Raw genomic sequence first — 19,419 nt, 5'->3', positions numbered from 1 at the left:
TGGCTGCACCAGGAGCCTGCCTGCTCTCGATAAGCAGGGGCGCTACGTATTCCGATTGACCGGTTAACAGTAATGACTACCGGTCGCAAAGGGGAGTACAAAACCCCTTTTGGAACAATCGAGTTCACTCATACCAAACGACCAGCATCCAAGATTATTGACTGCATTGATTCTAATGGACGCCCCTTGCGTATGGCGTCAAAAGAGGCTGACTGGCGAGATTTAAAACGTGTTGGCAGAAACACACACCTTGTTGACAAGCAGGCGGTTTATGAAGATTAACCCAGCAGATTTCTATCATTACTGCACCTGAGCAAAGAGATATACCCAAACAGCGAATCAGGATTGAAGTCGCCGTAAGTACTCAAAAACCGGTACATGAGGCAAAGTTCCAATTTGTCGTCTAGCCTCAAGCCTGTGATTTCATTACCCTCCACGGATCAGTCCCCGAACCTGCTAAAGTTCATCGCCCAGCAGCAGGAGCAGATTACTCATCGACTGGTGGATGTCATTGAGTATGCTGACCTGTAACCACTTTCGGGGAATGACTTTGTGGAAAGTAGACAACGAAGATTCCCCCCTGAAAGCCGTTGATCCATTGCCACTGGCAGATGAGTGCCAGAAATCCGAGAGTTCAACCGTCGGCCCGGCAACGACCAGTGCACCGACACTTTGCCAGATCGTGAATAGCTGGACTCCTGTAAATGATTCCAAAGACACTGCTTTGACTGGACTGACCAACGTCGAGGGTCAGTTCAACTTTGACTCAGCTGTTTGCATGACAGACCCTTAGTCCTCTGCTTCTATTAGCAATGCGACTACCAATGCGACTTTCAATATCAACCCGGTTTCTACTTGATCGGCGGATACAATCCCAGTGACCAATGCTTTGGGGGTCATAGCCTCTCTGGCCATATTGTTGAATCTATAGCCTGAGTGATTCACCCCCTCGTTTAAAAGAAGCTGTTACAACGCCATTGCCCTGTATATGAACGGCTCAGGAGTCATGGCTAATACCCTGAGTAGCAGCACTAAAGAGAGGATTGACAGAAAGATCCATCTGTTTTCTGGCAACACCTTAATCCTGTTAATGGATAACTATAAACACAGCGACTAGTGCAGCTAAGCTCTGATATCCATACACCCCTCGTTCCCACGCAACAAAGGGTGTCGCAAAACCCTGGTTCACCTCCCGTCATTTCCGGCCTCACTCCCGTCATTTCCGGCCTCACTCCCGTCATTCCCGCGAAGGCGGGAATCCAGCGCCAACGGTGGATCTCTGCTTTCTCGGGGATGACAAGGCCAGGGGGACACCGGGCAGTATGGTTCTGGTGGAGAGTCAGTGTGGATTCCCGCCTTCGCGGGAATGACGAGAATGAAGCCGGGAATGACGAGAATGAAGCCGGGAATGACGGAAGAGAACACGTCAAACGGCGTAAAATCAGTGGTGGCACCAAAAGTGAGGGCGGCCGACGGAGCAGAGACACCTTTGCAAGCCTTACCGGTTTAAAATGTGTCGGGAGTACAGGCTGTCGTAGTCATGTTCAAGTGGTTATGCAAATGAAACCTTGTTTTCCGGACACAATAATCAACAACTCACCTATTCCCGTAAACTGAAAGCACGGGTTCATCCAGATTAGCCATCTGTTCCCTCAGCTCCAGAATATGTTCTGACCAGTAACGCTCGGTATTGAACCAGGTAAATGCCATGGGAAAGGCCGGGTCCGTCCAGCGTTTGGCCAGCCAGCCAGAATAGTTGATCAGCCTGAGGGTTCGGAAGTATTCCACCAGATTGAGTTCTATGGGGTCAAACTCGTGAAATTCCTCATAACCTTCTAAAAGCTCTGCCAGTTGAAGGGTCTGGCTGGCCCGGTCACCGCTCAGAAACATCCACAAGTCCTGAATAGCAGGAGCCATGCAGGTGTCGTCGAAATCGACAAAGTGAGGGTTATCATCCCGCCAGAGAATATTGCCGACATGAGCATCGCCATGCACCCGAATCATTTTCGGGTGGTATTGGGCTTCGATTCGCGCAAGACGATCCAGAATGTCCCGGGTCAGGGTTTCATAAGCTTCTCTGAGGGTGGCGGGAATAAAATCATGATCCAGCAGCCAGGTGACATTGTCGATGCCGTATCTTTGCAGATTAATGGCCGGACGATGCTGGAAAGGTGCCGCTGAGCCCAGTTTATGTAACCTTCCCATGCAACGACCCAGCACCAGCAGATGATCCAGGTTATCCAGTTCCGGTGGATAGCCTCCCATGCGTTTGAACAGGGCAAACCGGAAGCCCTCAAATTCATGTAAGGTTTCCTGATTCTCGTTCTGGAGAGGGGCCACAATCGGAAATTCCATGCCCTGCAGCTCCAGCGAGAAGGCGTGTTCTTCCAGAATCTGCTCCCGGCTCCAGCGCTCCGGGCGATAAAACTTGGCAATAATCGGCAAGCCATCTTCAATCCCAACCTGGTAAACACGGTTTTCGTAGCTGTTCAGAGCCAGGTTCCTGGCGTCACACAGGTATCCCTGGCTTTCCACAGCGTCCATCACCCGATCAGGCGTCAGTCGCTCATAAGGGTGTTGGATATCTGAACTCATAGAAGGCTCCCATCATCGTTTGCTGCTGAAGTTTACTACGAAACTCGTCTCGGCATTGTCAGGTTTACTGACCTTTTTGTCAGTTTCTCAGAAAACTATTTCTATTTTTGGTGGGTCTAAAAGTTATTCATGGTCTTTTGAGGAAAGCGGAAATGGATGTTCAAAGCGCTACTTTTCCCAGCAACAGGTTAGCGACTGATCAGGGTCGTTCCCGGAATCCCTGTGACATTGTTGCAAAGGCTGTTTACTACGTATTAGGTAAACTCAGGCTGATTAACGTGCCTGAGGAGATGGTGGCCTCCAAAGTCGTCTATAAGAATGAATACTTCTCGGTGACCTCAGAGCTCTGGGAGTCCCCTGTGGGTCAAAATATCTACATGAGAAAGTGTGTTGTGCCAAGAGGGGCTGAACGGCGTCTCAGGATTGAAAAGGAGCTTCTCAGAGCGGCTCAGGGTCCGAATATTGTCAGGCTCATTGAAACAGAGGACGACACTATACTGATGCCCTTCGCAGGCATGTCACTTGAGGAGATTTTGCATTTTAATAATAGAAGGATGCCTCTGCCTATCTTTGAGACTTTTGCCCGACAGTTAATGAAGGGTGTTGCTCACCTGCATGATGCAGGGATCTGGCATCTGGATTTGAAACCAGAAAATCTGGTAGTCGATGATCAGGACAATCTCTCCATCATTGATTTTGGTCTGTCTCAGTATGCGGGTCCGATTGAAAGGTCAGAAGTATGTACAGAAGGCTATAAACCTCCTGAAATGTTTCATAAGGGACCTGAGGTTATTTCCAGTAAAACCGATATTTTTTCAGCAGGAGTTTCTCTCTTCAAAATGTTGATGAATAAAAAGCTTTTTCCAGAGGACTTCGATAAGAGCGTAATGGTGAGGCAAGACGTTTATTATGAGTACCTGAATGAGCAATTAAAAGAGGTAGAGTCCATTGACCCAAGCCTTGGGGTATTACTCAGGTTGATGCTGGCCTGGTATCCACAGCATCGGCCTGATGCAAAGAAGATACTGGGCCACTTCATGAGATCCAGACCCTAAGTACCTGGCCAGTTGGTTTCGCATATTCTGGCGAGTGGATTTTTTCATCCATCAAGGCGCAACGACGGGCGCGTAGCCATAGCTACGCAACCAGGGTTGGAACGCAGAAGGATGGAAAAAGCCGCCGTCCAGAATATGCGAAACCAACTGGTTAGGTACTTAACATCAATAATGAGCCTTCCAGTCGGTAAAACGTCTGAAAATAGAATCCTGACCCAATAGGCTGATCATTGTTAGCTACTGTTGTTTACTCCGAAACTCGCCTCAAAAGGGTTAGCTTTACTGACCACACTGTTAGTCCTTCATAAAACTTTTTCTACTTTTGGTGACTCTAAAGCTTGTATCAATCAGGAAAAGGACAAAAAAATGAATATAAGAATGGATGCTCATATCCCTACTCTTACTGAAAGTGGGTCGCCAACAATAGTCGTTCATAGTTCTGCTTCTAACGGTAATAGTTCACCAACTGATCAAAGTTGTCTCAGAAATCCCTGTAACATCGCTTCATCGGCTTATCACTTCGTGTTGGGCAGGTTCAGGCGGACTCATGTGAATGAACATGTGAATGGTCGAATGCTGGACTCAAAATTACTCTGTTACAGTGGGTGCTTCGTTCTGAAGCAGGAGACCTGGGAGCTCCCTGAGGGTAGAAAAATCTACGTGAGAAAGTGTCTTAACAACAGAGCAGGTAAAAAGCTTCTCATAAATGATAAGAAGATGCTCAGGGCTGCTCAGGGTCCGAATATTGTGCCGTTTATTGAAACGAAAGACAAAAGCCTATTGATGCCCTTCGCAGGCGAACCACTTATCTGTATTTTGGCTCGGGATCAGGATCGAGGGCTACCACGACCCAAGTTTGAGAGCTATGCCCAACAACTCATGCAGGGTGTAGCTCACTTACATCATTCAGGGATCTGGCATTTGGATTTGAAACTCGCCAATGTCTTAGTGGATGAGAGCGGCGAAGATAAACTCACCATTATTGATTTCGGTCTGTCTCAGCGTGCTGGTCGTGCTAAAAATAAGGATCCGGGCACAATGGGTTATAAATCTCCTGAAATGATTTGTCGGGGACACAAGGCCCTTTCTGCGAAAACCGATATTTTTGCAGCAGGGGTTATTCTTTTTGAGTTGTTGACGAATTACAGGCTCTTTCCTCAATCTATTAATTTCCTTAACAAGGGATTTGTGGCGAAGGAAGACTCATATTACGAGTACCTGAATAGTCGACTGCAACTAGTGGAGGATATTGATAATCACTATGCGCAATTAATAAGGTCAATGCTGGTCTGGAATCCAAAGGACCGGCCTGATGCTGATAAGGTGCTGGGTGATCTCTTGAGATACTGACTGTGACATCAAGAATGAGCCTTCCAGTCGGTAAAGCATCTGAAGATATCGCCCTGACCCAATAGGCTGATAATTGTTAGCTACTGGTGTCCACTACGAAACTCGCCTCAAAAGGGTTAGCTTTACTGACCTTTCCGTTACTCCTTCATAAAACTTTTTCTACTTTCGGTGACTCTAAAGCTTGTATCAATCAGTAAAAGGACAAAAAAATGAATATAAGAATGGATGCTCATATCCCTACTCTTACTGAAAGTGGGTCGCCAACAATAGTCGTTCATAGTTCTGCTTCTAACGGTAATAGTTCACCAACTGATCAAAGTTGTCTCAGGAATCCCTGTAACATCGCTTCATCGGCTTATCACTCTGTGTTGGGCAGGTTCAGGCGGGTTAGCGTGAATGAGCAAATGTCGGGCTCAACACTAACCAATGTGAATGGGCAAATGCTGAACTCAACTGATGAGTATGTTAAAGAAGATTACTTCGTTGTGAGGCGTGAGGTTTGGGATTTCCCTGAGGGTCCTAAAATCCTCATGAGAAAGTGCTATGAGGGCAAATTGGCTAAAAATTATCTCAAACATGAAAAGAAGATGCTCAGAGCTGCTCAGGGTCCGAATATTGTGCCGCTCATTGAAACGAAGGGCACAAACATATTGATGCCCTACGCTGGCGAAACACTTCGCAATATTTTGGATCGGGATTCGAGCAGAGGGCTACCACTGCCCAGGTTTGAGAACTATGCCCGGCAACTAATGCAGGGTGTTGCACACTTGCATCATTCAGGGATCTGGCATTTGGATTTGAAACCCGCCAATGTGGTAGTGGATGAGGATAACGATGACAAACTCTCCATCATTGATTTCGGTGTGTCTCAGCGTGCTGGTCCGGCCAGGCAGAAGGTACTCTGCGCAGAAGGCCATAAACCTCCTGAAATGTTTTATCGGGGACCCAAGACCCTTTCCGGGAAAACCGATATTTTTTCAGCGGGGGTTATTCTTTTCAGGTTGTTAACGAATGACAGACCCTTTTCTGGTGTCCTTTCTTTCTGTAGACCGACCTGTGGAGTGATGATGGAGAAAGACAGATATAACGAGTATCTGGACGATCAAATGAAAAAGGTGGAGGCTATTGATGAACGCTATGGGAAACTAATAAGGTCAATGCTGGCCTGGAACCCGGAGGATCGGCCTGATGCAGGCGAAGTTCTGGGTTTTCTCATGGGATCTTGAAAAGAGAGGTTAAAGGTCCTGGCGGTAGTCAGGTGTTCTCGCCAGACACCAGATATCGACACGTTCCACGCCCTGCTTTTTCAGAAGTCGGGCGATTTCCGTGACTGTTTCTCCGGTCGTGACAACATCGTCCACTATAGCGAGGTATTGATAGTTTGACTTGTCCGTCATGGAGAAAGCATTCCTGATATTGCTCCTGCGTTTTGAAGCCTTCAGACCCTGTTGGGGAATTGTGTGCTTCTGTCGTTTGATTAGATGGGCTTCCAATTTTATTTTCTGATAGGGCTGAAGGTTTTTAACCAGTTGCCTAGCCAGCAGCAGTGCCTGATCGAAGCCTCTTGTCCGTAGACGTTTATTGTGCAGCGGAACCGGCAGTATTGCCTGAGGCCACTCCCGGCCATCGTAGTGGTGGATCAGATTTCGAGTCAATTGATCGGCTACAGGTGGAAGGTAGATCAGTTGCTGATGGTATTTGATCTGTTTGAGAAGATGGTCAACGGGAAACTCGTAATTAAAGGCAGAATAACAGGTGTCGAATACCGGTTTCTTCTGGAGACAACGGGCGCAGAGTTCCAAAGCATTAAGTGGAACAGGAATGCCACAAGACTGACAGTGTTGTTCTGCAACAGGCAACGACTTCATGCAAAGGCCGCAAACGGGCTGATTCATCGGTGTATCGGCCCTGCACAACAGACAGCTCATGGAAATAAACTGTTTAAGATTTAACCACTTGTAAATATTGTTACGTTTTAACAATTGACGCATAGTTTCAATTAATTATCATCGATCCTGTTTTTGATCTTGATTTCTGATATTTGGTCTGACTTACAACAGAGAGCTTCTTCCCGGAAGAATCAGTGAAAAACATGACTAACCTTGCAAGCCTCAAGGACTCAGGTCCCAGCAAACTTCGCCACGACTGGACACATGACGAAGTCGAAGCCCTGTTTCAAATGCCGTTCAATGATCTGGTCTTCCAGGCTCAGCTGGCCCACAGAGAACATTTTGATCCCAACCGGGTGCAGGTTAGTACACTACTGTCCATCAAGACAGGTGCCTGCCCGGAAGACTGTAAATATTGTCCCCAGAGTGGTCACTACAACACCGGACTGAACAAGGAAAAGTTGATGGCAGTGCGCAAGGTTCTGGAAGAAGCCCGCCGCGCCAAAGCTTCCGGGGCGACCCGCTTCTGCATGGGAGCTGCCTGGAAAAACCCACCTGAGAAGGACATGCCCTACATTCTGGAAATGGTGAAAGGAGTCAAGGAAATGGGTCTGGAGACCTGTATGACCCTGGGTATGTTAAATGACGATCAGGCTGCACAGCTGGCCCGGGCTGGTCTGGATTATTACAACCACAATCTGGACACCTCACCAGAGTTTTACGGCAGCATCATCACCACTCGCACTTACTCAGATCGTCTTAATACCCTTGCCCATGTGCGTGATGCGGGAATGAATATCTGCAGTGGTGGTATCGTCGGTCTGGGTGAAACAGAAAGAGACCGTGCCGGTATGTTGATCCAGCTGGCCAACCTGCCCAAACATCCGGAAAGTGTGCCCGTAAATATGTTGGTTCGCGTCGAAGGTACGCCCCTGGCTGATGTCGAAGCTGTCGACGGTATCGATTTTGTTCGTACCATCGCAGTTGCCAAGATCATGATGCCTGCTTCCTGTGTACGCCTGTCTGCCGGTCGTGAAAACATGAGTGATGAGCTGCAGGCTCTGGCTTTTCTGGCAGGTGCCAACTCAATCTTCCTGGGTGACAAACTGCTCACGACGGCCAATCCCAAAGAGAGCCGTGACCGGCAACTCTTCAACAAACTGGGTATCAACAGAGGTGACGCCAACGGGCTGGAAGAGCAAACGCTGGAGGCCATATGCCCTCTGCGCGAGCAGGACTCTTTATTAAATAATGAGCTGAATAATGAACAGTATTACGACGCCATGGGTCAGCAGGCTTCCTGATGGCTTTCGACCTTGAGAAGGACCTTCAAATCCGGCGGGCCCGGGGCCTTTACCGGACAAGGAAAACGCTTGAGGTTCCTCAGGGGGCAGAAGTGGTAGTCGATGGCAAGCCCTATCTGGCTTTCTGCAATAACGATTACCTGGGTCTGGCTAATCATCCGGACATCTGTGCTGCCATGGCTCGGGCTACTTCTGATTACGGTACCGGCGGCGGCGCTTCCCATTTGGTCATTGGCCATAGTCGTGCCCATCATCAGCTGGAAGAAGAGCTGGCAGAGTTCACCGGTCGTGAGCGGGTTTTGCTGTTTTCCAATGGCTACATGGCGAATCTGGGGGTCATCACTGCCTTGCTGGGTAAAGAGGATGCGGTTTTTCAGGATCGTCTGAATCATGCTTCTCTGCTGGATGCCGGTTTGTTATCCGGGGCAAGGTTTCAACGATATCTTCACAAAGATCTGGCAAACCTTGAAACCCGGCTGAACCGCACCGATGGGCGGCGCAAGCTGATTGTTACTGACGGTGTTTTCAGTATGGACGGTGATTTGGCTCCTCTGAAAGCCTTAGCAGAACTTGCCCATCGACAGGATGCCTGGTTGATGGTGGATGATGCCCATGGCTTCGGTGTTCTGGGTAACAACGGCGGCGGAGTTGCTGAACATTGTTCTCTGGGTCAGAGAGACTTGCCGGTCCTGGTAGGAACTTTGGGTAAAGCGTTTGGTACGGCAGGTGCTTTCGTTGCAGGGAGTGAAGCCCTGATTGAAACTCTGATCCAGTTTGCCCGAACCTATATCTACACCACGTCAATGCCTCCGGCCATTGCAGAGGCAACAAGAGTGAGTCTTGAAATTCTGAAGGAAGAAAGCTGGAGACGAGAGCACCTGGACAAGCTGGTTCAATACTTCAGAAAAGAGTGCCAGCAGATGGGGCTGAAACTGATGGACTCGCACTCTCCGATTCAGCCTGTTATTGTCGGGTCTGCAGATACCGCTGTAGCCATGAGTGACGCTCTGGCAGCACAGGGTATCCTGGTGACGGCCATTCGTCCCCCCACGGTTCCTGAAGGAACTTCAAGGTTACGCATTACCTTCAGTGCAGCTCACAAACAACAGCATGTAGAACAGCTACTGCATGCACTGGAAAGAACAGTACGCCCATCACAGGAGGAAGTAGCGTGAGTTTACCCATTGTTCTGGTTAGTGGATGGGCGATGCCTGCAGCTGTCATGGAGCCTCTGGCGAGTGCTTTGGACGGCGATGGTCGAGTGTCTGTGGTGCAGCTGCCGGGCCTGGTCCGGGAGCGCAGAAAATATGACTGGAAGCAACTGCTGGACTACCTCGACATGCATTTGCTGGACCCTCCCGTCATCCTGGTTGGCTGGTCCTTAGGAGGCACTTTGGCCTCTATCTACGCCAGTCAGAATCCAGACAAGGTAGCCGGTCTGGTGACACTGGGCTGTAATCCCTGCTTTGTCAGAAACAAGGACTGGTCAGAAGCAATGCTGCCACAGACCTTTGAAAGTTTTTATGCCGGAATGCAAGAAGATTCTGCGGCCACCGTTGACCAGTTTTCCCTGCTCTGCTGCATGGGTAATGGCAATCGAAAAGAGGTCGCCAGACACTTGCAAAACGCGATTCGCCGGGACGCTGACCTGGAAGCAACCATTCTTCTGCAATTGCTGAAATTGCTGGGTACCAGTGACGTTCGTTCACAGCTGGCTGATATCCGTTGTCCGGTATTGCATTGTTTTGGCAAGGATGATGCGCTGGTGCCCATTGATACCGGCAAGAGAATCGAGCAGGACTACCCGGGTCACAAAGTTCTGATGATGGAAGGCGGTCATTGCTTTTTCCTGGACCAGGGCTCTGGTGCCATCAGACAGGTAGCGGATCAGGTTAATCGCCTATGCAACCGAAGCTGAAAGCGGCTGATTGTGGGGCAGAAGCCCGCATCAACAAACAACGTGTTGCTGCCAATTTCAGTCGCGCTGCAACCACTTATGACTCCGCTGCAGTGCTTCAGAAGCGTGTAGCAGCCAGAGCCATGATGGGGCTGCCAACGGATATTTGTCCTGAGTATGTATTGGATCTTGGTTCAGGTACGGGCAGCCAGACTGGGTTACTCTCCGGACATTTCCCCGATTCCCATGTAACCGGTTTGGATCTGGCCATGGGCATGCTCAAGTTTGCCCGGTTGCAGTGCGACTCAGCTTCCTGGTGTTCAGGTGATATTGAGTCACTGCCGTTTAAGTCAGAAAGCTTTGACCTGGTGTTCTCCAGCCTGGCCATTCAATGGTGCTCATTTGAGACGGTGCTGAAGGAAATCTATCGGGTACTCCAACCGGGTGGGGTCTTTGTTTTCTCCAGCCTGGCCAGTGGCACTATGGTGGAGTTGCAAGAAGCCTGGCGACAGGTCGACAGTCATGTCCATATCAACGGCTTTGACAGTTTTGAACAGCAAAGGCTGTGGTTGCTTGAATCAGGCTTCAGGCAGCAATCTTTTAAGCAGCAGGCTGAGACGCTTTACTACCCCGAGCTGTTTCAGATGTTGAGAGAATTAAAAGCATTGGGGGTCAATACCGTGCATGGTCGGCCATCCGGTTTGGTAACCCGGAGGCGATTGACCCAACTGCAGGAAGCCTACGAGTCTTTTCGGGCGGACGCCGGTTTACCCCTCTCCTATCAGGTGTTGTACGGAATTTTAAGAAAACCAGCCCATGCCTAGAACGTTTTTTGTCACCGGCACCGATACGGATGCCGGGAAGACTTTTGTCACCTGTGTAATGTTGCAGGCTGCCAATGAGCAAGGGCTTAAAACACTGGCCCTGAAACCGGTGGCTGCGGGCTCCGATGAGACTTCAGACGGCCCAAGAAATGCTGATGCCCTGAACCTGATGAGTGCCATGAATATCAAGTTGAGTTATTCACAGGTTAATCCGGTTCTTTTTGAAGCACCCATTGCCCCTCATATTGCGGCACAGGAAGAAGGTCGGCGAATCACTGTCGATCGTCTGACCGGCTTTTGCCGTGGGGCCCTGATGACCCGCCATGATCTTTCTTTCATTGAAGGCGCGGGCGGTTGGCGAGTCCCCCTGAACGACCGGGAGATGCTGGCCGATCTGGCTAAGGCGATGAACCTTCCGGTGATTCTGGTGGCAGGAATGAAGCTGGGATGTATCAGTCATTCCCTGTTGACGGTCGAATCCATTTTGCAAAGTGGTTGTCAGCTGGCGGGTTGGGTGGCCAATCAGGTGGATCCCGATATGAGCCGTTTTCAGGAAAATGTTGAAGCTCTCAAGCAGTCAATTCATGCGCCCTGCCTTGGCGTTGTCCCCTGGTGTTCTGAACAGCAGCCGGGTGACGCGGTAGTCAGTCTTGATCTCTCTCCTTTAACTGTCTGATCTTTTGTGAACTACTCGCTCCTAGCAGCGAGTAGTTCACCACAGTAAGCGAGACAGTGAGCCGCTTGCTTCCCGGGTGACCGCAATAAAAAAGCCAGTGTTCAGGTTTCTCTGCAAATCCTTCGCAACACAGGCATCGGATCATGTCGCCCTTTCGGGCAACGGCATCCGGAGGTACTTCACGCTGTTTGCTGAATGGGATGATGCCTTTTTTCCTACCTTGCCCCGGCGTTGATCAGGAGTCTCTCGCAGTCAGCATTGCCCATCCCGGTTGCGATGGCAAGAAGAGTGGTGCCATCCGACAAGACGGCGTTGAGGTCAGCCCCGGCGTTGATAAGGAGTTCCACGCAGTCGGTATTGCCCTTCTGGGCTGCGATGAATAGCGGGGTGGCACCATCCTCGATCCAGACGGCATTGGGATCGGCCCCGGCGTTGATCAGGAGTTTCACACAGTCGATGTGATTTTCTTGTGTAGCGATGAACAGTGGGCTGGCGCCATCCTCAGCCCGGGCGTTGATATTCGCCCCGGCGTTGATCAGGAGTTGCACGCAGTCGGTATTGCCCTTCTCGGCTGCTATGAGTAGCGGGGTGGTGCCATCCTCAGTCCGGGCGTTGATATCCGCCCCGGCATTGATCAGGAGTTTCAGGCAGTCGGTGTGATTTTTTTGTGCAGCGATAAGCAATGGGGTGGAGCCACTCTTATTCCGGAGGTTGAGATCGGCCCCGGCGTTGATGAGGAGTTCCACGCAGTCGGTATTGCCCTCCTGGGCTGTGATGAATAGTGGGGTGATGCCATTCTCACTCGGGATGTTGATATCCGCCCCGGCGTTGATCAGGAGTTTCAGGCAGTCGATGTGATTTTCTTGTGCAGCTATGAACAACGGGGTGGTACCATCCTTGATCCAGACGGCATTGAGATCGGCCCCGGCGTTGATCAGGAGTTTGACGCAGTCGATGTGATTTTCTTGTGTAGCGATGAACAGTGGGCTGGCGCCATCCTCAGCCCGGGCGTTGATATCCGCCCCGGCGTTGATAAGGAGTTCCACGCAGTCGGTATTGCCCTTCTGGGCTGCGATGAATAGCGGGGTGGCACCATCCTCGATCCAGACGGCATTGGGATCGGCCCCGGCGTTGATCAGGAGTTTCAGGCAGTCGATGTGATTTTCTTGTGTAGCGATGAACAGTGGGCTGGCGCCATCCTCAGCCCGGGCGTTGATATCCGCCTCGGCATTGATCAGGAGTTTCACGCAGTCGGTGTTATTTTCCTGGGCAGCGATGAACAGTGCCGTGGCACCAGCCTCATCGACAGCGTTGAGATTCGCTGCGGCGTTGATAAGGCGTTCCACGATAGCCTTGTGTCCCCGGTAGGATGCGATCAGCAAGGCAGTCAAGCCATTCGTCATAACGGCATTGACATTGACGCCTTCTGCCAGTGACCTATTCAACTGATCCAAATCTCCGTTCAGACAGGCACTATAAAACGTCTGATCGGGGAAAAATGTATCCGGGTGAGATTCACCGGTGTTCAGATTCACCACAGGCATCGGGTCCTGCCGACAAATAGCGCACCGACGTGAGCCGATGGGCTGATCAATAAAACATCTTGAAATACAGTCCAGATCGAAGCGGTGACCACAACATTGGGTTTTGACGACCACAGGGGCTGGACTTCGGCCATGAAAGTAAGCCAAACAAACAGGACAGTGATCGGCCTTAAGTGTCAATGGGGAGAGTACAGAGAGCAATGCGATCCGTAAAAAGAACATCTGTGTTGGTCAAGCAAGTGGCCAGGGTTTGATGCAGAAAAATTATGGTAGTTTATTTATGGGCCTATCAAAGTTTGCTGTGGCTAAATAATCACGCATTTTAAAATACAGAAGCCGACAACAACTGAAAGCCGTGTTCACTGGATAATACAACGACTTTCTGTTGTTCCCTCCCTTGCTCCGGCATTGATCAGGAGTCTCGCGCAGCCAGCATTGCCCATCTCGGTTGCGATGGCGAGAGGAGTAGTGCCATCCGACAAGGCGGCGTTGATATCTGCCTCGGCCCTGATCAGGCGTTTCAGACACTCTATATTGCCATCCCGGGCTGCGATGAACAGCGTGGTCGCGCCATCCTCAGTCCTTCGGGCGTTGAGGTCAGCCCCGGCGTTGATCAGAAGTTCCATGCATTCGGTATTGCCCTTCCGGGCTGCAATGAATAGCGGGGTGGTGCCATCCTTACCCGGGATGTTGATATCTGCCCCGGCGTTGATCAGGAGTTTCAAGCAGTCGGTGTTATTTCTATAGGCAGCAACGAACAACGGTGTGGCACCAAGCTTGGTCCAGACGGCGTTGAGATCCGCCCCCTCTTTGATCAGAAGTTTAACGCAGTCGATGTGATTTTCTTGTGCAGCTATTAACAGTGGGCTGACGCCATCCTTAGTCCGGGCGTTGATATCTGCCCCGGCGTTGATCAGGAGTTTCAGGCAGTCGGTGTTATTTTCTTGCGCAGCGATGAGCAGCGGGGTGGCACCATCCTGGATCAGGGCGGCGTTGAGATCTGCCCCGGCGTTGATCAGGAGTTTCAGGCAGTCGGTGCTATTTTCTTGTGCAGCCATAAAAAGCGGGCTGGCGCCATCATTATTCTGGGCGTTGAGATCAGCCCCGGCTTTAATCAAGAGTTTCAAACAGTCGGTGTTATTTTCTTTTGCAGCGATAAACATTGGGGTGACGCCTCTCTCATTCCGGGGGTTGAGATCCGTCCCGGCGTTGATCAGGAGTTTCAGGCAGGCGGTGTGATTTTTTCGTGCAGCGATAAGCAATGGGGTGGAGCCACTCTTATTCCTGGGGTTGAGATCCGCCCCGGCGCTGATCAGGAGTTTCACGCAGTCGGTGTTATTACGCAGGACTGCCATGAACAGCGGGCTGATGCCGTCTTCAGTTCGGGTGTTGATATCAACCCCGGCCTTGATCAGGGCTTTCATGCAGTCGGCGTTATTTTCCTGGGCAGCCAAGAGCAGCGGGGTGACGCCATACCTAGGCCCGGCATTGAGATCTGCCTTGGCTTCGATCAGGGCTTTCACGCAGTCGGTATTGCCTTTCGCAGCAGCGATGAGCAGCGGGGTGTTGCCATCCTCAGTTTTGATGTTGAGGTTCGCCTTTGCTTCGATCAGGGCTTTCACGCAGTCGGTATTGCCCAACTGGGCGGCCATGAACAGTGGGGTGGAGCCATCCTCAGCCACCGCATTGAGATCTGCACCGGCCTTGATCAGGAGATTCACGCAGTCGGTGTTATTATTCTGGGCAGCGAGGAACAGTACCGTGCCACCATCCCCATCGGCGGCGTTGGGATTCGCCCCGGCGTTGATCAAGAGTTTCACACAGTCGATGCTATTTCTCAGGACGGCGATGTACAGCGGAGTGATGCCATCTTCAATTCTGGTGTTGATATCCGCCCCTGCCTTGATCAGGAGATTCACGCAGTCGGTGTTATTTTCCTGGGCAGCGAGGAACAGTGCCGTGGCACGAGCCTCACTGGTGGCGTTGAGATTCGCTCCGGCGTTGATCAGGCACTCGACGATAGCCTTGTGCCCCCGGTAAGATGCGATCATCAAGGCAGTGAAATCATCATGCGTAATGGCATTGACATTGACGCCTTCTGCCAGTGACCTCTCCACCTGATCCAAATCCCCGTTTAAACAGGCATTAAAAAACGTCTCATCGGGAAAAAATGTATCCGGATGAGATGCACCAGTGTTCAGATTCACTACAGGCATCGGGTCTTGCCGACACATAGCGCACTGGCGTGAGCCGATGGGCTGATCAACAAAACACCTTGAAATACAGTCCAGATCGAAGCGGTGACCACAACATTGGGTTTTGACGATCACAGGGGCTTCAGTTCTGCCATGAAAGTAAGCCAAACAAATAGGACATTGATCGGCCTTCAGTGTCCATGGGGAGAGGATAGAGAGCAATGCGATCCGTAAGAAGAACATCTGTATTGGTCAAGCAAGTGGCTAGGGTTTGATGCCGAAAAATTATGGTAGTTTATTTATGGGCCTATCAAAGTTTACTGTGGCTAAATAATCACGCATTTTAAAATACAGAAGCCGACAACAACTGAAAGCCGTGTTCACTGGATAAAACAACGCCTTTCTGTTGTTCCCTTCCTTGCCAATCTTTTCTACCTTGCCCCGGCGTTAATCAGTAGTCTCGCGCAGTCAGCATTGCCCATCCCGGTTGCGATGGCGAGTGGGGTAGTGCCATCCGACAAGGCGGCGTTGAGAGCTGCCCCGGCGTTGATCAGGAGTTTCACGCAGTCGGTATTACCGAACTCAGCAGCGATGTACAGTGCGGTGGCACCACCCGAACGGGCAGCGTCAAGGTTTGCCCCGGCGTTGATCAGGAGTTTTACGCAGCCAGTATGGCCTTTCCCAGCAGCGATAAACAGCGGGGTGGCACCATGCGACAAAGTTGCGTTGAGATCCGCCCCCTCTTCAATCAGGAGTTTCACGCAGTCGGTGTTATTTTCCTGCGCAGCCATGAACAGTGGGCTGGCGCCATCCTCAGTCCGGGCGTTGATATCCGCCCCGGCGTTGATCAGGAGTTTCAGGCAGTCGATATGATTTTCTTGCGCAGCGATGTACACAGGGGTGGCACCACTGTTGGCCCCAGCATTGAGATCTGCCCCTTTATTGATCAGGAGCTTCAAGCAGTCGGTGTTATTTTCCTGGGCAGCGAAGAGCAGTGGGGTGGCGCCATCCCTATTCCGAGCGGTGTTGACGTCCGCTCCGGCGTTGATCAGACGTTCGACGACATCCGTGTGCCCCCTGATGGATGCCAACATCAAGGCAGTCAAACCATCCGTCATAACGGCATTGACATTGACGCCTTCTGCCAGCGACCTCTCCACCTGATCCAACTCCCCGTAATTACAGGCATCATAAAACACCTGATCGGGAAAAAATGTATCAGGGTGAGATTCACCGGTGTTCAGATTCACCAAAGGCATCGGGTCTTGCCGACACATAGCGCACCGACGTGAGCCGATGGGCTGATCAACAAAGCACCTTGAAATACAGTCCAGATCGAAGCGGTGACCACAGCATTGGGTTTTGACGATCACAGCGGGCAGACTTCGGCCATGAAAGCAAGCCAAGCAAATAGGACATTGATCGGCCTTCAGTGTCCATGGGGAGAGGATAGAGAGCAATGCGATCCGTAAGAAGAACATCTGTATTGGTCAAGCAAGTGGCTAGGGTTTGATGCCGAAAAATTATGGTAGTTTATTTATGGGCCTATCAAAGTTTACTGTGGCTAAATAATCACGCATTTTAAAATACAGAAGCCGACAACAACTGAAAGCCGTGTTCACTGGATAATACAACGCCTTTCTGTTGTTCCCTGCCTTGCCTATCTTCCCTGCCTTGCCCCGCTGTTGATCAGGAGTCTCGCACAGTCGGTATTGCCCATCTCGGTTGCGATGGCCAGTGGGGTGGTGCCATCCGGCGGGGCGGCGTTGAGATCGGCCCCGGCGTTGATCAGGACTTTCACGCAGTCGATATTGCCTTTCGCAGCAGCGATAAACAGCGGGGTGGTACCATCCGACGTAGAAGCGTTGAGATCCGCCCTGGCGTTGACCAGGAGTTTCACGCAGTCGATATTGCCTTTCGCAGCAGCGATAAACAGTGGGGTAGAGCCTCTCCTGGTTCGCGTCTTGGGATCTGCTCCGGCGTTGATCAGGAGTTTTACGCAGTCGGTATGGCCTTTCTCAGCAGCGATAAACAGCGGGGTAGCGCCTCTCCTGGTTCGCGTCTCGGGATCTGCCCCGGCGTTGATCAGGAGTTCTACGCAGTCAGTGTTGCCATTCTGGGTAGCGATGAACAGCGCAGTGGCACCAACCTCACAGGCGTCGTTGAGATTCGCCCCGGCGTTGATCAGGAGTTTTACGCAGTCGGTCTGGCCTTTCTCAGCAGCAATAAACAGCGGGGTGGTACCATCCGACGCAGTAGCGTTGAGATCCGCCCTGGCGTTGATCAGGAGTTCCACGCAGTCGATATTGCCTCTCGCAGCGGCGATGAACAGCGGGGTAGCGCCTCTCCTGGTTCGCGTCTTGGGATCTGCCCCGGCGTTGATCAGGAGTTTTACGCAGTCGGTATGGCCTTTCTCAGCAGCGATAAACAGCGGGGTAGCGCCTCTCCTGGTTCGCGTCTCGGGATCTGCCCCGGCGTTGATCAGGAGTTCCACGCAGTCAGTATTGCCATTCTGGGTAGCGATGAACAGCGCAGTGGCACCAACCTCACAGGCGGCGTTGAGATCCGCCCCGGCGTTGATCAGGAGTTTTACGCAGTCGGTCTGGCCTTTCTCAGCAGCAATAAACAGCGGGGTGGTACCATCCGACGCAGTAGCGTTGAGATCCGCCCTGGCGTTGATCAGGAGTTTCACGCAGTCGATATTGCCTTTCGCAGCAGCGATGAACAGTGGGGTAGAGCCTCTCCTGGTTCGCGTCTTGGGATCTGCCCCGGCGTTGATCAGGAGTTTTACGCAGTCGGTATGGCCTTTCTCAGCAGCAATAAACAGCGGGGTAGCGCCTCTCCTGGTTCGCGTCTCGGGATCTGCCCCGGTGTTGATCAGGAGTTCCACGCAATCAGTATTGCCATTCTGGGTAGCGATGAACAGCGCAGTGGCACCAACCTCACAGGCGGCGTTGAGATTCGCCCCGGCGTTGATCAGGAGTTTTACGCAGTCGGTCTGGCCTTTCTCAGCAGCAATAAACAGCGGGGTGGTACCATCCGACGCAGTAGCGTTGAGATCCGCCCCAGCGTTGACCAGGAGTTTTACGCAGTCGGTCTGGCCTTTCTCAGCAGCAACAAACAGCGGGGTGGTACCATCCGATGCAGTAGCGTTGAGATCCGCCCCGGCGTTGATCAGGACTTTCACGCAGTTGATATTGCCTTTCGCAGCAGCGATGAACAGTGGGGTAGAGCCTCTCCTGGTTCGCGTCTTGGGATCTGCCCCGGCGTTGATCAGGAGTTCCACGCAGTCTGTGTGATTTTCCTGGGCAGCGAGGAACAGCGCCGTGGCACCAGCCTCACCAGGGGCGTTGAGATTCGCTCCGGCGTTGATCAGGCGTTCGACGATAGCCTTGTGCCCCCGGTAGGATGCGATCATCAAAGCAGTGTAACCATCATGCGTAACGGCATTGACATTGACGCCTTGTGCCAGCGACCTCTCCACCAGATCCAAATCCCCGTCATTACAGGCATCATAAAATGCCTGATCGGGGAAAAATGCATCCGGGTGAGATTCACCAGTGTTCAGATTCACCACAGGCATCGGGTCCTGCCGACACATAGCGCATTGACGTGAGCCGATGGGCTGATCAACAAAACACCTTGACATACAGTCCAGATCGAAGCGGTGACCACAACATTGGGTTTTGACGATCACAGGGGGCAGACTTCGGCCATGAAAGTAAGCCAAACAAATAGGACATTGATCGGCCTTCAGTGTCCATGGGGAGAGGATAGAGAGCAATGCGATCCGTAAGAAGAACATCTGTATTGGTCAAGCAAGTGGCTAGGAGCCTGACCGAGAATAGACTGCCCTACTGCGGCGGCAGAAAATTGGTCTGAAAATCCGCTTTTGTTCGTCAAATAGCTCGCTATTCTCCTCACAAAACCGAATTTTCATCCTCAATTTTCTGCCGTCCTCGCTACGGGCGCTATTCTCGGTCAGGCTCCTAGGGTTTGATACAGAAAAATTATGGTAGTTTATTTATGGGCCTATCAAAGTTTACTGTGGCTAAATAATCACGCATTTTAAAATACAGAAGCCGACAAC

At 51.3% G+C, this 19,419-nt stretch carries 17 protein-coding genes; 9 read left to right on the top strand and 8 right to left on the bottom strand.

Translation table 11 applies throughout. The features are described 5' to 3' along the window. Positions 1–72 precede the first annotated feature (72 nt). Positions 73–282 carry a hypothetical protein gene (locus ACO6VG_RS03840; RefSeq protein ID WP_422135665.1) on the top strand — a complete coding sequence of 70 codons (210 nt, stop codon included), beginning with the start codon at positions 73–75 and terminating at the stop codon, positions 280–282. Between the two features lie 174 nt (positions 283–456). Here the strand turns inward: ACO6VG_RS03840 and ACO6VG_RS03835 are convergent, their stop codons facing one another. From ACO6VG_RS03835 to ACO6VG_RS03825, 3 genes are all read right to left on the bottom strand, one after another. Continuing rightward, entirely contained in the window at positions 457–714 is a 258-nt protein-coding gene (locus ACO6VG_RS03835; protein WP_422472805.1) for a hypothetical protein, read from the bottom strand. 471 nt (positions 715–1,185) lie between these two features. Then, entirely contained in the window at positions 1,186–1,425 is a 240-nt protein-coding gene (locus ACO6VG_RS03830; RefSeq protein WP_422135662.1) for a hypothetical protein, read from the bottom strand. 171 nt (positions 1,426–1,596) lie between these two features. After that, the gene (locus ACO6VG_RS03825; RefSeq protein ID WP_422472803.1) at positions 1,597–2,595 is read right to left on the bottom strand and encodes a serine/threonine protein kinase; all 999 of its coding nucleotides are present in this window, start codon (positions 2,593–2,595) and stop codon (positions 1,597–1,599) included. Positions 2,596–2,747: 152 nt separating this feature from the next. On the opposite strand from ACO6VG_RS03825, the gene ACO6VG_RS03820 reads away from it, so the two are divergent. The 3 genes from ACO6VG_RS03820 (at position 2,748) to ACO6VG_RS03810 (ending at position 6,226) form a co-directional block, all read left to right on the top strand. Next, the gene (locus ACO6VG_RS03820) at positions 2,748–3,650 is read left to right on the top strand and encodes a protein kinase domain-containing protein (protein WP_422135660.1); all 903 of its coding nucleotides are present in this window, start codon (positions 2,748–2,750) and stop codon (positions 3,648–3,650) included. A gap of 366 nt (positions 3,651–4,016) precedes the next feature. After that, a complete protein-coding gene (locus ACO6VG_RS03815; RefSeq protein WP_422135659.1) occupies positions 4,017–5,000 on the top strand; it encodes a protein kinase domain-containing protein in 984 nt (327 codons plus the stop codon). Positions 5,001–5,209: 209 nt separating this feature from the next. After that, the gene (locus tag ACO6VG_RS03810) at positions 5,210–6,226 is read left to right on the top strand and encodes a serine/threonine protein kinase (RefSeq protein ID WP_422472801.1); all 1,017 of its coding nucleotides are present in this window, start codon (positions 5,210–5,212) and stop codon (positions 6,224–6,226) included. A gap of 9 nt (positions 6,227–6,235) precedes the next feature. On the opposite strand, the gene ACO6VG_RS03805 is transcribed toward ACO6VG_RS03810, so the two are convergent. Beyond that, entirely contained in the window at positions 6,236–6,928 is a 693-nt protein-coding gene (locus tag ACO6VG_RS03805) for a ComF family protein (protein WP_422442613.1), read from the bottom strand. A 164-nt stretch (positions 6,929–7,092) separates the two neighbouring features. On the opposite strand from ACO6VG_RS03805, the gene bioB reads away from it, so the two are divergent. From bioB to bioD, 5 genes are read left to right on the top strand one after another with little or no spacing between them, the layout of a single operon-like run. Continuing rightward, positions 7,093–8,193, top strand: coding sequence for a biotin synthase BioB (gene bioB, locus ACO6VG_RS03800; protein ID WP_422135656.1), 1,101 nt, complete (start codon positions 7,093–7,095; stop codon positions 8,191–8,193). Beyond that, entirely contained in the window at positions 8,193–9,368 is a 1,176-nt protein-coding gene (gene bioF, locus ACO6VG_RS03795) for an 8-amino-7-oxononanoate synthase (protein WP_422472799.1), read from the top strand. The genes bioB and bioF overlap by 1 nt, the downstream gene beginning before the upstream one ends. Then, the gene (locus tag ACO6VG_RS03790) at positions 9,365–10,111 is read left to right on the top strand and encodes an alpha/beta fold hydrolase (RefSeq protein WP_422135654.1); all 747 of its coding nucleotides are present in this window, start codon (positions 9,365–9,367) and stop codon (positions 10,109–10,111) included. Before bioF ends, ACO6VG_RS03790 begins: the two co-directional genes overlap by 4 nt. Next, complete coding sequence (bioC, locus tag ACO6VG_RS03785; RefSeq protein WP_422135653.1) at positions 10,096–10,914, top strand: malonyl-ACP O-methyltransferase BioC; 819 nt, start codon at positions 10,096–10,098, stop codon at positions 10,912–10,914. Before ACO6VG_RS03790 ends, bioC begins: the two co-directional genes overlap by 16 nt. Continuing rightward, on the top strand, positions 10,907–11,590 hold the full coding sequence (gene bioD, locus ACO6VG_RS03780) for a dethiobiotin synthase (protein WP_422413393.1): 684 nt from the start codon (positions 10,907–10,909) through the stop codon (positions 11,588–11,590). Before bioC ends, bioD begins: the two co-directional genes overlap by 8 nt. 215 nt (positions 11,591–11,805) lie before the next feature. On the opposite strand, the gene ACO6VG_RS03775 is transcribed toward bioD, so the two are convergent. The 4 genes from ACO6VG_RS03775 to ACO6VG_RS03760 all read right to left on the bottom strand — a co-directional run bounded on the left by ACO6VG_RS03775 (position 11,806) and on the right by ACO6VG_RS03760 (position 19,134). After that, positions 11,806–13,356 (bottom strand): ankyrin repeat domain-containing protein, encoded by a 1,551-nt coding sequence (locus ACO6VG_RS03775; RefSeq protein ID WP_422472797.1) that lies wholly within the window; start codon positions 13,354–13,356, stop codon positions 11,806–11,808. Between the two features lie 137 nt (positions 13,357–13,493). Further along, positions 13,494–15,572 (bottom strand): ankyrin repeat domain-containing protein, encoded by a 2,079-nt coding sequence (locus tag ACO6VG_RS03770; RefSeq protein WP_422472795.1) that lies wholly within the window; start codon positions 15,570–15,572, stop codon positions 13,494–13,496. Between the two features lie 188 nt (positions 15,573–15,760). Beyond that, entirely contained in the window at positions 15,761–16,810 is a 1,050-nt protein-coding gene (locus tag ACO6VG_RS03765; RefSeq protein WP_422472793.1) for an ankyrin repeat domain-containing protein, read from the bottom strand. Between the two features lie 179 nt (positions 16,811–16,989). Further along, on the bottom strand, positions 16,990–19,134 hold the full coding sequence (locus ACO6VG_RS03760; protein WP_422472791.1) for an ankyrin repeat domain-containing protein: 2,145 nt from the start codon (positions 19,132–19,134) through the stop codon (positions 16,990–16,992). Between the last annotated feature and the right edge of the window lie 285 nt (positions 19,135–19,419).

Origin of the sequence: Endozoicomonas sp. ALB032 (assembly GCF_049310125.1) — a bacterium.
In the GTDB taxonomy this organism is placed as follows: domain Bacteria; phylum Pseudomonadota; class Gammaproteobacteria; order Pseudomonadales; family Endozoicomonadaceae; genus Endozoicomonas_A.
The sequence above is the reverse complement of the archived record's forward strand: the minus strand, read 5'-3'. Positions and strand labels throughout refer to the sequence as shown.